Origin of the sequence: Rhizobium terrae, from assembly GCF_003425685.1 — a bacterium.
In the GTDB taxonomy this organism is placed as follows: domain Bacteria; phylum Pseudomonadota; class Alphaproteobacteria; order Rhizobiales; family Rhizobiaceae; genus Neorhizobium; species Neorhizobium terrae.
The window spans coordinates 204,948-220,079 of sequence record NZ_QJKM01000009.1; the positions used below are offsets into that span (position 1 = coordinate 204,948).

Annotated in this window: 14 protein-coding genes; 3 read left to right on the forward strand and 11 right to left on the reverse strand. The window is 62.7% G+C overall.

Going from position 1 to position 15,132, the window contains the following annotated elements; translation table 11 throughout:
* Positions 1 to 95: 95 nt before the first annotated feature.
* The 4 genes from DMO26_RS18470 to DMO26_RS18485 all read right to left on the reverse strand — a co-directional run bounded on the left by DMO26_RS18470 (position 96) and on the right by DMO26_RS18485 (position 3,901).
* Complete coding sequence (locus tag DMO26_RS18470; protein WP_117193628.1) at positions 96 to 1,304, reverse strand: hypothetical protein; 1,209 nt, start codon at positions 1,302 to 1,304, stop codon at positions 96 to 98.
* Positions 1,305 to 1,529: 225 nt separating this feature from the next.
* A complete protein-coding gene (locus tag DMO26_RS18475) occupies positions 1,530 to 2,375 on the reverse strand; it encodes an anti-sigma factor family protein (RefSeq protein WP_117193629.1) in 846 nt (281 codons plus the stop codon).
* A gap of 2 nt (positions 2,376 to 2,377) precedes the next feature.
* Positions 2,378 to 2,854: an RNA polymerase sigma factor gene (locus tag DMO26_RS18480; protein ID WP_117193630.1), complete on the reverse strand. Its 477-nt coding sequence runs from the start codon at positions 2,852 to 2,854 to the stop codon at positions 2,378 to 2,380.
* Between the two features lie 93 nt (positions 2,855 to 2,947).
* The gene (locus tag DMO26_RS18485; RefSeq protein ID WP_117193762.1) at positions 2,948 to 3,901 is read right to left on the reverse strand and encodes a metallophosphoesterase family protein; all 954 of its coding nucleotides are present in this window, start codon (positions 3,899 to 3,901) and stop codon (positions 2,948 to 2,950) included.
* A gap of 65 nt (positions 3,902 to 3,966) precedes the next feature.
* On the opposite strand from DMO26_RS18485, the gene DMO26_RS18490 reads away from it, so the two are divergent.
* The gene (locus DMO26_RS18490; RefSeq protein ID WP_117193631.1) at positions 3,967 to 4,455 is read left to right on the forward strand and encodes an NUDIX domain-containing protein; all 489 of its coding nucleotides are present in this window, start codon (positions 3,967 to 3,969) and stop codon (positions 4,453 to 4,455) included.
* Positions 4,456 to 4,499: 44 nt separating this feature from the next.
* Here the strand turns inward: DMO26_RS18490 and DMO26_RS18495 are convergent, their stop codons facing one another.
* Together DMO26_RS18495 and DMO26_RS18500 are read right to left on the reverse strand one after the other, a co-directional pair.
* Entirely contained in the window at positions 4,500 to 4,892 is a 393-nt protein-coding gene (locus DMO26_RS18495; RefSeq protein WP_117193632.1) for a hypothetical protein, read from the reverse strand.
* Positions 4,893 to 4,987: 95 nt separating this feature from the next.
* Positions 4,988 to 5,977: a glutathione S-transferase family protein gene (locus DMO26_RS18500; protein ID WP_117193633.1), complete on the reverse strand. Its 990-nt coding sequence runs from the start codon at positions 5,975 to 5,977 to the stop codon at positions 4,988 to 4,990.
* Between the two features lie 264 nt (positions 5,978 to 6,241).
* On the opposite strand from DMO26_RS18500, the gene DMO26_RS18505 reads away from it, so the two are divergent.
* Entirely contained in the window at positions 6,242 to 6,757 is a 516-nt protein-coding gene (locus DMO26_RS18505; RefSeq protein ID WP_117193634.1) for a GNAT family N-acetyltransferase, read from the forward strand.
* A 73-nt stretch (positions 6,758 to 6,830) separates the two neighbouring features.
* Positions 6,831 to 8,144, forward strand: coding sequence for an MFS transporter (locus tag DMO26_RS18510; protein ID WP_117193636.1), 1,314 nt, complete (start codon positions 6,831 to 6,833; stop codon positions 8,142 to 8,144).
* A 61-nt stretch (positions 8,145 to 8,205) separates the two neighbouring features.
* Here the strand turns inward: DMO26_RS18510 and DMO26_RS18515 are convergent, their stop codons facing one another.
* The 5 genes from DMO26_RS18515 to DMO26_RS18535 form a co-directional block, all read right to left on the reverse strand.
* A complete protein-coding gene (locus DMO26_RS18515) occupies positions 8,206 to 8,625 on the reverse strand; it encodes a GNAT family N-acetyltransferase (protein ID WP_117193637.1) in 420 nt (139 codons plus the stop codon).
* Positions 8,626 to 8,672: 47 nt separating this feature from the next.
* On the reverse strand, positions 8,673 to 9,089 hold the full coding sequence (locus tag DMO26_RS18520) for a GNAT family N-acetyltransferase (RefSeq protein WP_117193638.1): 417 nt from the start codon (positions 9,087 to 9,089) through the stop codon (positions 8,673 to 8,675).
* A gap of 4 nt (positions 9,090 to 9,093) precedes the next feature.
* Positions 9,094 to 11,172, reverse strand: coding sequence for a hypothetical protein (locus tag DMO26_RS18525; protein WP_117193639.1), 2,079 nt, complete (start codon positions 11,170 to 11,172; stop codon positions 9,094 to 9,096).
* Positions 11,173 to 11,373: 201 nt separating this feature from the next.
* Positions 11,374 to 14,214 carry a DUF4159 domain-containing protein gene (locus DMO26_RS18530; RefSeq protein ID WP_117193640.1) on the reverse strand — a complete coding sequence of 947 codons (2,841 nt, stop codon included), beginning with the start codon at positions 14,212 to 14,214 and terminating at the stop codon, positions 11,374 to 11,376.
* On the reverse strand, positions 14,211 to 15,128 hold the full coding sequence (locus tag DMO26_RS18535) for a DUF58 domain-containing protein (RefSeq protein ID WP_117193642.1): 918 nt from the start codon (positions 15,126 to 15,128) through the stop codon (positions 14,211 to 14,213). The genes DMO26_RS18530 and DMO26_RS18535 overlap by 4 nt, the downstream gene beginning before the upstream one ends.
* Between the last annotated feature and the right edge of the window lie 4 nt (positions 15,129 to 15,132).

The following is a 15,132-nucleotide window of genomic DNA, read 5'->3' on the forward strand; positions in this document are numbered from 1 at the left end:
GTTCAGAGTTTTCGCGGAATGCAGTCGCGGGGTCTCCGCGACTGGCTGGGTTGTGTGGCACCTGTAAATAGGCCTATGATAATGTGCCTTTGCCGTTACTCGAGAGGGAGCGAGTAGTCGTTTGCTGCTGCCCATGATCTTAAATTAAGGTCGGCCAAAAGCCATTTTCGGGTCCAATCATCGGCGAGACCAGTTTCTATATCTTCGATTATGGCTTCTCTATTCTCACTGCTACTTTTTAGATCGGGTTTGTCGCAGGCTTCAAGCGCAATGCGAGCCAGTCCACGATTTGCCTCGTAGCTATGCCAGCCTTGTTTCGCCGCATCGCCGCGAATACGAATAGCTTCGTCAAGAAGTTCAATCGCCCGTTTGTTATCCGGCGGGAGCTTATCTTTGTAGCAATAACCGAGTGATGCTGTGTGTCTGTAGAACCTCTTGGCAGTATCTGTATTCATTAATGACTCAAATATGACCATCGAGCGCTCCATTTGAGGCTTGTCTCGAAACCAGTTATTGGATCGATTTTCTTCGGCCATATAGAAAATTTGCCGCAAAGTGTCGCCTGAAGCACCCTTGAAGAGAGCTTCTGCCTCTGTCGTCGTCGATGTTGGCGGAGTGGCGCGATTAAGCTGTCGAATGGAAAATGCGATTGCGTTTGTGTCCGATTGAATTTGTTGTTTTATGCTGTCAATTTCGACAGCAGCTTCTTGTGCTTTAACCGTAGCTTCCTCGGCTTTAACCGTCGCTTCTTGAGCTTTTTGCTCCAGTTTTTCAAATACTTCGGCATCGCTGAGGGCCCGACCCAAATATAGCCTCGTCCAAAGGTAGCCAAACAGAAACCCTGCTATGAAAAAGAAAATTATGATGCCGACGGCAAATGCGTCATCGCCGCCTCGAGCGGTGGCATTGTTAACGTATTTTCCAAACGACCCTAGTTCCTCGGCAATGCTTGTGAATTCGACTAAGGTCACGCCAACGATGAGTTTAGTTAGCCAATCGGATATCTGCTCCAGATTGGTATTACCTTCATAGATGGGACGCTGTCCGTCTTGGGCAACTGCGGTAACTCCCTCCCTTTGCAGTCGACGTGGAATTCCGAATAAGAAACCGACCAAGGCTCCAAACATCAAAGCCGCTCCGGCAGTCGACAGCATAATTGTCAGCTGCTTTATTGCGGCGGGTATGCTTTCTGCTTGAAGTGACTGTGCAGCAACGACCGCGAATGCTGCCAAAATAATCCATAGTATAAATTTCAGAGCTTTTTTCGCGCTTAAATCTTTCGTATTTTTAGGAAAATCCGCCATATTCCCTCCTGCTTGAGGTCGACGTGTCTTTCTTCGTCAACTGCAACTTAGGATGGCTCTTTGCGCAGATGCAAGAGATCTTTCCAAGAAAATGCGACCAATAATCAAATGCGGCGCTGTCGCTTATTATTAAGACGGCAGCAATTAGTCGCAAGCGACACAGCATCGTACTGGCGAAGATGCTTAGTTTATCAGCCAGATCGATGGGCGTCTTTTCGCAGAAGCTTAAATCAACCCTGCCGCCTTGGCCGCGATGTCATCGAGGTCCGCCGCCGAAGACGGACCTATGACCATGTAGGTGGCGAGCGGCGTCACCCAGGAAACAAGGCCGGTGTCGTTGCGGATTTCCTCGATCGAGCGGTTGCCTTCCGGCCGTGTCTTGGTGAAGGCGATGACGATCACGTCGCCGTCTCCATCGCCGTCGGTGCGCCGGTAGAGAAGCTGGCCGACCGGCACGCCGCCGGCGGCAAACAGCCGGGCGCCCTGGAAGGTCAGCCCGCTTTGCTCCAGTTCGGGGATGCGAAAATTGACCCCAGTATTTGTCGTCAGCCATTCGAGAATGTCGGCCGGGCGGTTCGCGGGAATCTCGGCCAGATGGTTCGTCTGGCGCGCGTAAAGCCGATAGTGGGCGACGATGTCGTCCAGCCAATCGCGGCCGTTGGCGGTGGGCGTGGAGAGGGAGGCGAGCTGCGGCATCGCAGGATTGCCGCCGAGCATGTAACCGAGGCCGCCGCCCAGGACGAGCAGTAGAAGACCGCAGCCGAGCGCCTGCGGGCCGGACGGCTTGAATGAGAATGTCGGGCGCGGCGGCTGTGGCAGGCGGATGGCTTTGCGGGGCAGGGGCGCGTTCTTGATGTCACGAACCAGATCCAGCGGCACGGGTTCCTTGAGGATATCGTCGAAGGCGCGCCGGCCAATGTCGGCGCCGCGCTTCAGGCCGTCGTGCAAAGCTCTCGCCTGGGGATCGTTGACGAGAAGTTCATCGAGATCATGCCTCTCATGTTCGTCGGCCCGGCCATCGACGAAGGCGGAAAGGCGCAGTTCGAGCGGCGACGGCTGCAAAGCGTTCACGATCAGGCTCTCCGCTCGCTGGTTGCGCTGCCGGTCGCGGCAAAGGTCAGGCGGGCCGCACAGAGCCGGCTGCCGAGAAGATCGACATTGATGCCGAGAATGGCGGCGGCTTCCGGATAGGTGAAGCCCTCGACATCGACAAGCAGGAAGGCGCTCGCAAGCCCATCGGGCAAAGCAAGCACGGCGCCTCGTGCTCTGCCCGCCTCAGCGGCGGAAATATCCGCGCCGCCCGGCTCCATGCGCCGACGCTTTTTCATTTCGTCGGCGTAGGTGCTCCGCATCATGCTGAAGAGCCAGTTTTCCAGCCGGCCTTCACCTTTCCAGTGATGGCTTTTCTGGATCGCCTTGCCGGCCACGTCCCGCGTCAGTTCATCCGCCTCCGGCACGCTGCCGGTCAGCGTCAGTGCGAAACGGCGCAGGCGCGGCAGAAGGGCGACAAGATCGCGCCGGATATCGGTTGATGGGGTCGGTTGTTTCATGAACGGAAGACAGTTTTATTCGTGATGACAGCGGAAGCGGGTCGGTAGCTATGACCGGATTGCGGCAGCATCGCAACAATCACCTCTTCCATTCTACAACATTCTGGCGGCTTCGGGAATCGATACTGTGGCGGGAAATTCTCCGTAAAGAAGCCTGCTGTTGTCGAGCGTCACGCCGTCGCCCGTTTCCGTCAGGCTATGGCGCTCGCAAAGCAGGTTCCAAGCGCCGGGCTCGCCCGAGAGCGTGAAGAGGTTGTAGGCGGCGCGCGGCTTGTGGCCGCCCGGGCCCTGGCTCGCAGATGCGATGCCAAGTACCGGCACCTGGCCATGTGGGCTGCGCAGCCAGTAGATGGTGTTCAGATGGGTGTGCCCGTGCAGCACGAGTTCGGCGCCGCCGGTGGAGATCGCCGCGGCGAAACGGCGGATGCCGAGCATCCGCTTGTGCGACGACGTCGCGCCCCTGATCGGCGGATGGTGGATCAGCACGACGCGGAAAAGACCTTCGTCGCCGGCCCTTTTCAGCAGGTTCACCATCTCGCGCGCCTGCCGCGGGCTGAAATAACCGGAGGCCGAAAAGGGCGGGGTTGCGTTGGAGGTCGAGCAGCCGATGATGGCGAGCGGGCCGCGGCGGCGATAGGTTGGGAAGATATGGTCGTCCTCCGGCCATTGGTGGGGATCGTCGTCGCTTTTGATGAACGGATACCAGGCTTCCACCGACTTGTCGTGGGCACCCGGCACGTAGGCATCGTGATTGCCGGGCACGATGGTGGTCTCGACAGGATCGCCGATCGTTTCCAGCCATTCGCTGGCCAGCCGGATCTCGATGCCGGTCGCAAGATTGACAAGGTCGCCGGTGACGACCAGATGATCCGGTGCCTTAGTCTTCAAATCGCTCAAAAGTAGGTCGAGCGTGTTGACGAAAAGGTGCTTGCGCCGGTTTCGGTGCCAGTTCACAAAGCCGGTAATCCGCTTCGAGAAAAGCTCGCGCATGGTGAGTTTCGGAAGCGGCCCCAGATGGATGTCGGAAATATGCGCGAATTTGAACATGGCGCAGACATAACGCATGAGCCGGTAAATCGTTATCGATTTTCTTGGCGTTCAAGGAGTTATGAATGAGCGGGGAAGGTATCCCGGAAATTCGCGGATTTCGCGCCCGAATGATGGTCTGGCTCATCCACCGGCTCTTCATCATGACGCGCGGCATGACGCTCGGCGTGCGCGCCGCCTGTTTCGACGCACAGGGTCGGGTCTTCCTCGTCCGCCACACCTATGTGCCCGGCTGGTATATGCCGGGTGGCGGCATGGAGCGGCACGAGACGGCGCTCGACGCGCTCCGGAAGGAATTGCGGGAGGAGGGCAATCTGGAGATCCGCGGCGAGCCGGAGCTCTTTAACGTCTACTACAATCGCAATGCCAGCAAACGCGATCATGTGCTGTTCTATCGGGTGACGGTAGAGCAGACCGCGCCTCGCGATCCGGACATGGAGATTGCCGAAAGCGGGTTCTTCTCGCTGGACGCCTTGCCGGACAAGGCCACCTCGGCGACATTGCGGCGGTTGAAGGAACTGAGCGGCGAAGTGGAGAAGGCGGATTACTGGTGAGGGGCGGCGCCCGCTTGCCGTGGTTCTGTTTATCCGGTCGGGAACTATCCCATGGGCAAGCCGGACAAAAGAACCCAGCAGAATACGAGAAACATGCTAATCAGGCTCGTCGTCGGTATCCATGGAACGATCCGTTTCGGCTCATGATATTTCCGTCGACGCGATTTAGGTCGAGGTGGGCCATAGGGGCCTTCACCCTTTGCCGAAAAATAGAATTTTCCGATGGCCATATGGATCAGGACCGAGATCGCCGGTGTTGTGGCGAGCATGTATAGTCTTTCGCCGATGGTGATCGGCAGCCCCCCATTCATATGGGATGCGATGGAATAAGGCGTGAAAGGGAGCGCCATCAGGCTTGCAATCGCCACCGAAACTATTCCCACCAAAATACCAAATGACAGGAAGAGAAACAGTCGCAGCTGCTCAATTCCAATCATCGCAACGTGCCTTTCCCCGTGCTCACCGGATGTCAGTCGCAGGCTTTATCACAGTTTCTGAGCCGGCAACCGGGAATAACAGGCAAGATCGGGCGTCAGGCCGCTTTCCGGAGCGCCTCCCGGCCGTGCGGCGCGTCGAGATCGACCATCGGCCCGACGGGGACGATTCCGGTCGGGTTGATGGTCCTGTGGCTTTCATAATAGTGGTGCTTGATATGGAAGAGGTTGCAGGTCTCCGCAATGCCCGGCTGCTGGTAAAGATCGCGCAGGTAGCCGGAGAGGTTGGGATAGTCGGCAATGCGGCGGATGTTGCACTTGAAGTGGCCGACATAGACTGGATCGAAGCGCAGCAGCGTGGTGAAAAGCCGCCAGTCGGCTTCCGTCGTGCGATCGCCGAAGAGATAACGAGTGCCGGAGAGCCGTTTTTCCAGCATGTCCAGCGTTTCGAAAAGGCGGGTTACCGCTCCTTCATAGGCTTCCTGCGTGGTGGCGAATCCGGCCTTGTAGACCCCGTTGTTCACCGTGTCGTAGATCACGGTGTTCAACTCATCGATCTCGCCACGCAGGGCTTGCGGATAGAAATCCGCCGCCGAACCGGTCAGGCCGTCGAAGACGTCGTTCATCATGCGGATGATTTCCGAACTCTCGTTCGAGACGATGGTGTTCTGCTGCCTGTCCCAGAGGACCGGCACGGTGACGCGGCCGGTATAGCCCGGATCGGCCTTCAGGTAGACCTGGTAGAGATAGTTGGAGCCGAAGAGGTGGTCGCCGGGGGCGCCGTTGCGCTGTTTGAATTCCCAGCCGTTTTCCAGCATCAGGTAATCGACGACCGAAACCGAGATCAGGTCTTCGAGCTGTTTCAGCTTGCGGAAGATCAGCGTCCGGTGCGCCCAGGGACATGCATAGGAGACGTAGAGGTGATAGCGCCCGGCCTCGGCCTTGAAGCCGCCTTTGCCGGAAGGACCGGCGGAACCGTCTGCCGTCAACCAGTTGCGGAACTGCGATTCGGCGCGCCTGAAATGCCCCTTGTTCGACTTCGTGTCGTACCAGACGTCTTGCCATTTTCCATCGACGAGCATGCCCATGGCGGTCTCCTTGGTGTTTCCCTGCGGCATAGATACGGCAGGCAAACAGGAATGCGAGCCACGATTTTATGAACGCTGCGTTTTTGCATTGGACGTCATGAAATTTTCCTGCTACCTCGCTTGTCACATTTTTCGGGGCATTCTCATTCCATGACTGAAGCACGGGCACTGCGACGACGCTGATCTTCGAAGAAGACGCCGGATAAGGCGTCAACGAGATCGCTTGTCCTGTCCGCTCCTTATTTCCACGGCTTCAGTATGTCCATGTCTTCGCAGCTTCTTCTCAAGCACAACCTTGTCTACCTCACCGAGGACGCATCGCATGATGACGTCATCGAACTGATCAACGCGGAGGCCTTCGGCCCCGGCCGGCATACGCGCGCCGCCGCCCGCATCCGGGAACAGGGAGCGCATGACCGGTCACTCTCCTTCGTCTGCACCGATGACGGCGAAACGATTGCCTCGGTCCGGATGACGCCGGTTCTTGCCGGCGGCGTGAAAGGCCATCTGCTCGGCCCGCTCGCGGTCCGGCCGTCCCACAAGAACCGGGGTATCGGCCGGGAACTGGTGCGGATCGCGGTCGAGGCGGCGAAACGCAAGGGGTCCGAAGCAGTGATCCTGGTCGGCGATCCGCCCTATTACATGCCGCTCGGCTTCGAAAAGGTTGCCTACGGCGCCCTGCAGTTTCCCGGTCCCGTCGATCCGGGCCGGGTCCTTGTGGTGCCGATCGCAGCCGACGTCCACGCGCGGCTCAAGGGCGTCATCGGCTGGCGCGAATAGGGCAATTCCGTTAAGACCCGATGCGAGACCGGCGAAAGGCCCGGTCGGATTCACGCAAATCGGGGGACGGTGCATGACGGCAATCACCATGGACGAGGCGCTGGATCGCGCCGGGGCAGGGACCTACCAACGGCGGCTGATGGGCATTTTCGGCCTGGTCTGGGCTGCGGATGCGATGCAGGTTCTGGCGGTCGGGTTCACCGCTGCATCGATCGCTGCGACGTTCGGGCTGACCGTGCCGCAGGCGCTGCAGACCGGCACGGCCTTCTTTCTCGGCATGCTTCTCGGCGCGATCGGTTTCGGCAAGCTCGCCGACCGGATCGGCCGGCGCAGGGTGCTGATCGTCACCGTTGCCTGCGATGCGCTGTTCGGGGCGCTGTCCGTCTTCGCGCCGGACTTCACCATCCTGCTCCTGCTGCGTTTCCTTACAGGGGCGGCGGTCGGCGGCACGCTGCCTGTCGATTATGCGATGATGGCGGAGTTCCTGCCGGCCAGAAACCGGGGCCGCTGGCTGGTCATGCTCGAAGGTTTCTGGGCGGTCGGCACGCTGATCGTCGCGCTCGCCGCCTGGGCCGCCAGCCTTGCGGGCGTGGCGGATGCCTGGCGTTACATTTTCGCGGTGACGGCGCTGCCGGCCCTGGCGGGCATCGGCCTGCGTTTCCTGGTGCCGGAATCACCGCTCTACCTGATGCGCACCGGCCGCAATGAAGAGGCGCGGGCGATCGTCGACCGGATGCTGACCGTCAACGGCCATCCGCAGCTCGGAGCCGGCGCCAGTCTCATATCTCCGCCGCCGCCCAAGGCGACGGGCATCTTTTCAGGCGAGCTCCGCCGGCGCAGCCTGATGATCCTGGCGATCTGGTTCCTGGTTTCCGTTTCCTATTACGGTGTCTTCACCTGGATGCCGGCGAAGCTTGCCGGCGACGGGTTCGGTTTCGTGCGCGGTTACGGGTTCCTCGTGCTGGTGGCGCTGGCGCAGCTTCCGGGTTATGCGCTGGCGGCCTTCGGTGTCGAAAAATGGGGCCGCAAGCCGACGCTGATCGGCTTCTGCCTGCTGTCGGCCTTGGGCTGCATGCTCTTCGTGCTGGCGCCGAGCGCAACACTGATCGGTGCGGCCCTGCTTCTCATGAGCTTCGCGCTGCTCGGCACCTGGGGGGCGCTCTACGCCTATACGCCGGAACTCTACCCGACGACGTCGCGGGCGACCGGCATGGGTGCGGCCGGCGCCATGGCCCGGCTCGGCGGCCTCATCGCGCCGTCGCTGGTGGGGTATGTGGTGGCACAGGGGTTGGGGCTGACGATCGGCATATTCGCCGGCCTGCTGGTGGTCGCGGCATTGGCGGCCCTGCTGATCAACGCGGAAACCCGTGAGGTGTCGCTCGCCTGACGAAATTCATCCGTGCATGTCACCATCCAAATCCCGCCGGCGTTTGGGGGTGCACTTGTCGTCAAAACCGCTTTTTGAGCCAGGTCACCGAATGGCCGCCTGCAAGACCCTCCAGGGTGCCGATTTCGGTATAACCTTGCCTGAGATAAAGCTTGAGGGCGGCCGGGTTCATCGTGTCGATATAGGCGCCGATGCAGCCGCGGGCACGGGCTTCCGCCTCCGCCATCTCCAGCATGCGGCCGGCAAGGCCGCGGCCGCGCAATTCTTCCGGTACATAAAGCATGGATGTATAAAGCCAGCCGCGGCCGGTATACCCTGTCAGGCCGCCGATGAGGTTGCCGGCCTCGTCATGGATAGGTACGGCGAGCGCGCGACGATCGCTCTTCCCGAAGGTTGCGAGGTTATAGGCCCTGAGGCGTTCGAGGATGATATTCTCCTCGTCGGGGCCTATGTCTTCGATGAGCTTCAGTTCGATATCCATGCTTCAAGGCCCGCAGAGTCGCCTTCTGGTCGGCGGTAAGGGATAGCTCAGAGAGCTTTCCTGAGGAAGGTGCGGGTGCGGCCCCTGGGGAATTCCGGCAATTCTCCGAAAATCTCATAGCCCTGACGCATGTAGGCCTTGCGGGCAACCGGGCTGAACGTATCGATCCAGGCGCCGTGGCAGCCACGGGCGCGGGCTTCAGCCTCGGCTTCGGTGAGCAGCCTGCCAGCAATGCCGGTGCCTCGCAGCGCATCCGGAACGAACAGCCATTGGGTGAACAGCCAGCCCCAGGCGGTATAACCGTTCAGGCCGCCGATCACCTTTCCGTCAATATCGCGAATCAGGACAGCTAGCGGCCTGCGCTCCGACGGGCCGACATCGGCATCGTTGAAGGCAGAAAGGCCGTCGCCGATTGCGGCCAGTTCATGGGCCTCCGGGGAGGCCGTCACTTCGAGCTCGGACATCCCGTCAGCGACCCTCGCGCCACCACATGGCCGCGACCGCGAAGAGCAGGGCGGAGAGGCCGGCAAAGCCGGCGAACAGCGGCAGCGTGTTGATGCCGCGCAGCACCGATTCGTCGGTCAGGCGGATCACCATCCGGTCCGGATCGTTGACGCGCACTTCGCCGCGCACCGGCAGGATATCCGGCAACGATATGCCGTCGCCCGAGGCGACGCGGGTGACGAGGCCACGGGTCTTGTCGGCAAAGGGCTTCAGCGTGTTCAGCGTGGAGATCATCGCCTTGAATTCCGGCGCATCGACCGCGCCGACATGCACGAGAGTGGAGAACTGGCCGCTCGACACCTCGAAGAGGCCCGTCTCCTCCATGCGGCGCTCCAGCCGGTACTGGCCGGGTCCGGCCGCCGTCATCGGCACGGTTTCGGTGCGGCCGGACGGATATCTGATCGTCGCCGGGCCGGGATCGTCGCCGATCGTCTGGCGGGTCGCCTCGAGTGTGCGGCCGACGGCGCGGGCGGTCAGCGCCTCTTCCTCAAGTTCCGGTTCCTTCATCAGCCAGTGGGCGATGCGGCGATAGAGCGAGACATGCGGTCCGCCGCCTTCGTAACCGCGGGCCCAGAGCCAGCCTTGATCGGAGAGCAGCATGGCGACACGGCCCTGACCCTGGCGGTTCAGCACGAGGAGGGGACGGTTGCCGTCGCCTTCCATCACCGTCTGCCCCTGCGGCGTATCGACGTCGATGGTGCGGAACCAACGGCCCCAGGCCGGCGGCGTCGCGTTCGAGCCGTCAAGGCCGCGGGTCACCGGATGCTTCTGGCCCGCCTCGGAAAGATGCGGGAAAAAGGCAGCATTATGCACCTGACCGGTCGGGGCGGCGGGCAGGACCTGTTCGAGCGGCGTCGAGGCGATCGAGTCCTCGCCCGCATGTTCGGGGCCGGCAGCGATCAGCAGCGCGCCGCCATTGTTCACGTACTGGGCGATGTAATCGTAATAGAGGATCGGCAGCACGCCGCGATGCTTGTAGCGGTCGAAGATGATCAGGTCGAAATCCTTGATCTTTTCGACGAAGAGTTCGCGGGTCGGGAAGGCGATCAGCGACAGTTCGTTGATCGGTGTGCCGTCCTGCTTTTCCGGCGGACGCAGAATGGTGAAGTGCACCAGATCGACGGAGGCATCCGACTTCAACAGGTTGCGCCAGGCGCGCTCGCCGGCATGCGGCTCGCCGGAGACGAGCAGGACACGCAGGTTCTGGCGGATGCCGTCGATCACATGGACGGCGCGGTTGTTGGCGGTCGTCACTTCGCCGGGAAGCTCTGCGACGGAAAATTCCATGACATTGTTGCCGCCGCGCGGCACGGTGAAGGAGAAGGGCGTCTCGACGCCGGGGCGCACCTGCAGCGTGGAAATCTGCTGGCCGTTCATGCGCACCGTCACCTGCGCGTTGCCGCTGCCCGCTGTCCCCCCTTGGCGACCGTCGTCGAAGACGCGCAAGGTCAGTTCCTGCTCCTCGCCGACGATGCCGAAGCGGGGTGCGCGCACCACTTCGATACGGCGGTCGAACTCGTTCGGCTGGCCGGTGATCAGGCCGTGAACCGGGGCGTTGAAGCCTAGGTTCTGGTTGATGTTCGGAAGATCGTGGATCTGACCGTCGGTCAGGAAGACGGCACCGCCGATGCGCGCCGACGGCACGTCGGAGATCGCCGAACGCAGCGCGGTGAACAGTTTGGTGGAGGGCGTATCGGACTCCCCGTCGTCGGCGACTTCGACGACACGTGTCTCGATTCGTGGATAGCGGGAGAAACGGTCGTTGAGGCTTGCGAGCGCCACGTCGGTCTGCTGTTTGCGCTGCGCCGTATCCTGGCTCTGCGACCGGTCGACGATGACGGGCACGATCGTCGAAAGCTGCTCGCGGTCTTCCTGCATCAGCGTCGGATTGGCGAGCGCCAGCAGGAGGGCGGCGAGCGCCAGGGTGCGGAGCGTCGCCCCACGCACGCCGCGCCAGAAGGCGAGGCCGGCGAGGATGAGGGCGAACACGCCGAGCACGGCAATGATCGGCCAGGAGAAGAACGGGGCGAATTCGATGGTCATGAGGTTTTCCCTCCATGGGCCGGGTCGATGGTATGGAGGCTGCCCTTCACCCTAACCCTCTCCCCCGACGCGCGGAGAGGGGACCTGCCTTGCAAGCCCTTCAAGTTTGTCGGAAGCGGCGCCGCATATCCCTTCCCGTATGCATTGAGAAGGTGGCGATCGCCGGATGAGGGGCTGGAGATTTTCAACGGTCGGCCTCCCTCACTGCCCAAGCCGTTCAAGCAGTGCCGGCACATGCACCTGATCGGCTTTGTAATTGCCGGTGAGCATGTACATCATGATGTTGACGCCGGCGCGGTAGGCGTATTCGCGCTGCATCTCGTCCGGCGGCACGGTCGGCAGGATAGGCGAACCCTGGCCGTCGATCGCCCAGGCGCCGGCGAAGTCGTTGCCGGTGATGAGCAGCGGCGTCACGCCATCTCCCGAGGAGGAGAGCTGTGCGCCGGATGCCCTGGCATCCTGCCGGGCCTCCACCCAGAGTGGGCTGCCGGTATAACGGCCCGGAAAATTGGTCAGCAGATAGAAGGAGCGCGTCAGCACGTGGTCTTCCGGCGTCGGCTCCAGGGGCGGAATGTCGATATTGGCGAGGATCGCCTGGAGACGTTGGCCGTTCGGGCTGGTGCCGCCGCCGTCGAGGGCGGAATACTGGTCGCGGGTATCGAAGAGAACCGTGCCGCCGTTGCGCATGTAGGCGTCGATGCGGGAGATCGCGGCCGCCGAAGGCATCGGCGCCGTCGCGGAGATCGGCCAGTAGATGATCGAATAGAAGGAAAGCTCGTCCTTGGTGATATCGAGGCCGACCGGCGCGCCGGGTTCCAGTGTCGTGCGATACGTCAGAAACTGGCTGAGGCCTTCGAGACCCTGTTCGGAAATGCGGTCGACATCGCCCTCGCCGGTGACGACATAGGCGAGGTGGGTCGTGTCGAGCCTTTCGAGAATCTGCTCGTCGCCGGGTTTGCCGCCGGCTCCCGGCGCCATCTCCTGCGTGAGGCCATGGTCGGGCATCGTCGCAAGGAGGCCGAGGGCCAGGATTGCGACCGTGGCGGCGGCGCTGCCGGCCGCCCGGCGCGGGCGGGGCACACGTGAGAAGGCGCCGTTCATGAACAGGACCACCAGACTGTCGAGGATCAGCAGGGTGAAGGCTGCAGCAAAGAGGGCGGGGCGCAGCGACACGGCCTCGCCGCCCGCAAGGCCTTCGCGGGCCACCGGCCGGCCGGCGGCTGCCGCATCGAAAGGCGCGAGAACGGTTTTCGGCGCCAGCAGGTTGACGGCGGTAAACCCGTCCTCCGTGCCGTAGAGACCGGGCGGATGTTCGAAGCTTGAGGCCGGCGTTTCATTGGCGGCGATCGAGATCGGCCGAGCGGCGCCGGTTTCGGTAGTCAGGATACCGTCGGCCGTCAGCAGGCGGTAGGGCGCCAGCGTCGCCGCGGCAGCTTGCGTGCCCGAGCCGGACGACGAGGCACCGCCGGCGCGGGCGAGCTGGACGAGACGGCGCAGCATTTCGACGAAATTGCCGGAGAGCGGCAGGTTGGACCAGGTTGCTTCGGCACTCGTATGGAAAAGCACGATGCGGCCGGCCTCGACTTCCTTTTCGGTGACGAGCGGCGTGCCGTCGGCAAGGCTTGCCCAGGTGCGTTCGGCAAGGTCCGGCGTCGGCTCGGCAAGCACCTGGCGGATGACGGTGATGTCTTCCGCGCGGCCCATGCCGGCAAAGGGGCCGAAAGCCGGGAAATCGGCAAGCGGCTGCGGCTCGGACCAGGACATGGCGCCGCCGAGCGCACGTTCGCCCTGGCGCAGGATGACCGGCACGAGCGGATCGTCGGCGGGAGCCGCGGCAAGCCGCGGGCCGGCGAAACGGATCAGCGTACCGCCGCGGGAAATCCACTGCTGCAGCGGTGCATAGGTCTCGGCCGGCAGTCGACCGACATCGGCCATGATGATGGCCGACGGGTTGTTTTCGAGGATCTGCGGGATCGAGATGGAGAGATTTGCCGTATTCGGCTGGATGATATCCGCATAGGGCGAGAGCGCGCGGCTGATATAATAGAGCGGCTGCAGGAGCGGCTGGAAGTCGCTGCCGCTCTCGCCGGCGATCAATGCGATCCGGCGGCGCTTGAAACCGTCGTCCAGAAGGTGCGCAGCCCCCGCCGTCGCGCGGCCTTCAATGCCCAGCCGGGCAAAATCGTTGCGCAGTTCGAAGGGCGAGGTGATCTCGGCGGTGGCGGTCGCCGAACCCGCCTGGAATTCCAGCGCGCCGGAGGCGAGCGCGCGGCCCTGTCCATCCATGGCATTGACGCTCAGCTGCTGCGGCGCGGCGGTCGAAAGCCGGCTTGCCGTCACCGTCATGGCACCGGCATTGTTCACCGCGTCGGTGATCGCCACGGCGCTTGCCCCGTCACCTTCGATGAGGCGCATCTCGGCCGGCGAGAGAGCGGCAAACGCCGACATGGCCTGACCGTCGTCCGGGGCGGCGATGCCGTCGGAGAGAATGGCGAGCGTTCCGGGACGGCTGCCGTTCATCGCCTCGGTCACGGCTGCCGCGGTGCGAGCCCGGTCCGGGACGAGCGGCTTCGGCCGTGCGGCGGTCAGCTTGTCGCGGGCAGCAAGCGCGGTGCCGGGTACGGCTTCGTGGCTCGGATCGGCGGTGAAGGTGATCGAGACGGGTACGTCGGCGCTTTCGGCATCATCGATGAGAAGACCGGCGGTCCGGACGCGGCGCTCCCAGTCGGCGGCGGTCGCCCAGCCGTTGTCGACGACGAGCACCAGCGGGCCGCCGGAATTCAGCGAATTGGCGCGCGGATTCATCACCGGATCGGCAATCGCCAGGATCACCGCGGCGGCGAGCAGCATGCGCAACAGCGTCAGCCACCAGGGGCTTTTCGAAGGGGTTTCCTCGCGCTTCAGCACGGTCGCGAGGATCTTGAGCGGCGGGAAGACCTCCATCTTCGGGCGCGGCGGCGTCAGCCGCAACAGCCACCAGATGATCGGCAGCGCGATGAGCCCGAAAAGGATGGCCGGATTTGCGAAAGCGAGCGCGCTCATGTCCCGCCTCCCGTTTTTCTGGCCGGCATGCCCGACAGGTAACCATGCACGGCGGCGAGTGCCTCGGAGGCAAGATGGTCGGTGCGGTGGAAGACGAAGGTCCAGCCGAGCCGGCGCAACGCCTCGCCAAGCGACTCGCGGCGGGCGAGATAGGCGCGCTGGTAGTCCTCGCGAATCGTCTCGGCGCGGCCCGACACCAGTTTCTGGCCGGTTTCCGGATCGGTGAATTCGGTACGGCCCGTATAGGGGAAGGTCTCTTCGGCCGGGTCGGCGATCTCGACCACGTGACCCCGCAGGCCGCGGCGGCCCAGCGGCGAGATGCGCTCCATCACCTTGTCGGCGTCGTCGAGGAAGTCGCCGATCAGCACGATATCGCTGTGGCCGCGGATCATGGCGGTGTCCGGCAGTCCGGTAGTCAGCGGCGCGTGCATGATGGCGGCGGCAAGCCGCTCGGCGGCGTTGCGTGCCGAAACCGGCTCCATGATGCCCGGGCAGCCGATGCGTTCGCCGGAGCGCGCAAGAATTTCGGCGAGCGCCAGCATCAGCACGAGCGCCCGGCTTTCCTTGGAAACGATGCCGAACGTCGACTTGAACATCATCGACGGCGACAGGTCGGCCCACAGCCAGACGGTATGGGCGGCCTCCCATTCGCGGTCGCGCACATAGGTGTGGTCGTCGCGGGCGGAGCGGCGCCAGTCGATCCGCGACAGGCTCTCGCCCTCCGCATAGGGACGGAACTGCCAGAAATTCTCGCCCATGCCGCGCTTGCGGCGTCCGTGCCAACCGGCGATGACAGTGTTGGCGATGCGTTTTGCCTCCACCATGCAGTCCGGTACGAGCGCTGCGCGTGCCTGGGCGCGGGAGAGGACTTCGCTACTGGGTGTCTGCTCGACGATCTGGCCGATGGATGCCACGCAT

What these genes read in the sequence shown, in the direction of transcription:
- DMO26_RS18490 (WP_117193631.1), top strand. Translation starts at nt 3,967, where the DNA reads ATGAGCGGGGAAGGTATCCCGGAAATTCGCGGATTTCGCGCCCGAATG.
- DMO26_RS18515 (WP_117193637.1), bottom strand. Translation starts at nt 8,625, where the DNA reads ATGGATATCGAACTGAAGCTCATCGAAGACATAGGCCCCGACGAGGAG.
- DMO26_RS18470 (WP_117193628.1), bottom strand. Translation starts at nt 1,304, where the DNA reads ATGGCGGATTTTCCTAAAAATACGAAAGATTTAAGCGCGAAAAAAGCT.
- DMO26_RS18530 (WP_117193640.1), bottom strand. Translation starts at nt 14,214, where the DNA reads ATGAGCGCGCTCGCTTTCGCAAATCCGGCCATCCTTTTCGGGCTCATC.
- DMO26_RS18505 (WP_117193634.1), top strand. Translation starts at nt 6,242, where the DNA reads ATGTCTTCGCAGCTTCTTCTCAAGCACAACCTTGTCTACCTCACCGAG.
- DMO26_RS18525 (WP_117193639.1), bottom strand. Translation starts at nt 11,172, where the DNA reads ATGACCATCGAATTCGCCCCGTTCTTCTCCTGGCCGATCATTGCCGTG.
- DMO26_RS18485 (WP_117193762.1), bottom strand. Translation starts at nt 3,901, where the DNA reads ATGTTCAAATTCGCGCATATTTCCGACATCCATCTGGGGCCGCTTCCG.
- DMO26_RS18510 (WP_117193636.1), top strand. Translation starts at nt 6,831, where the DNA reads ATGACGGCAATCACCATGGACGAGGCGCTGGATCGCGCCGGGGCAGGG.
- DMO26_RS18520 (WP_117193638.1), bottom strand. Translation starts at nt 9,089, where the DNA reads ATGTCCGAGCTCGAAGTGACGGCCTCCCCGGAGGCCCATGAACTGGCC.
- DMO26_RS18500 (WP_117193633.1), bottom strand. Translation starts at nt 5,977, where the DNA reads ATGGGCATGCTCGTCGATGGAAAATGGCAAGACGTCTGGTACGACACG.
- DMO26_RS18495 (WP_117193632.1), bottom strand. Translation starts at nt 4,892, where the DNA reads ATGATTGGAATTGAGCAGCTGCGACTGTTTCTCTTCCTGTCATTTGGT.
- DMO26_RS18480 (WP_117193630.1), bottom strand. Translation starts at nt 2,854, where the DNA reads ATGAAACAACCGACCCCATCAACCGATATCCGGCGCGATCTTGTCGCC.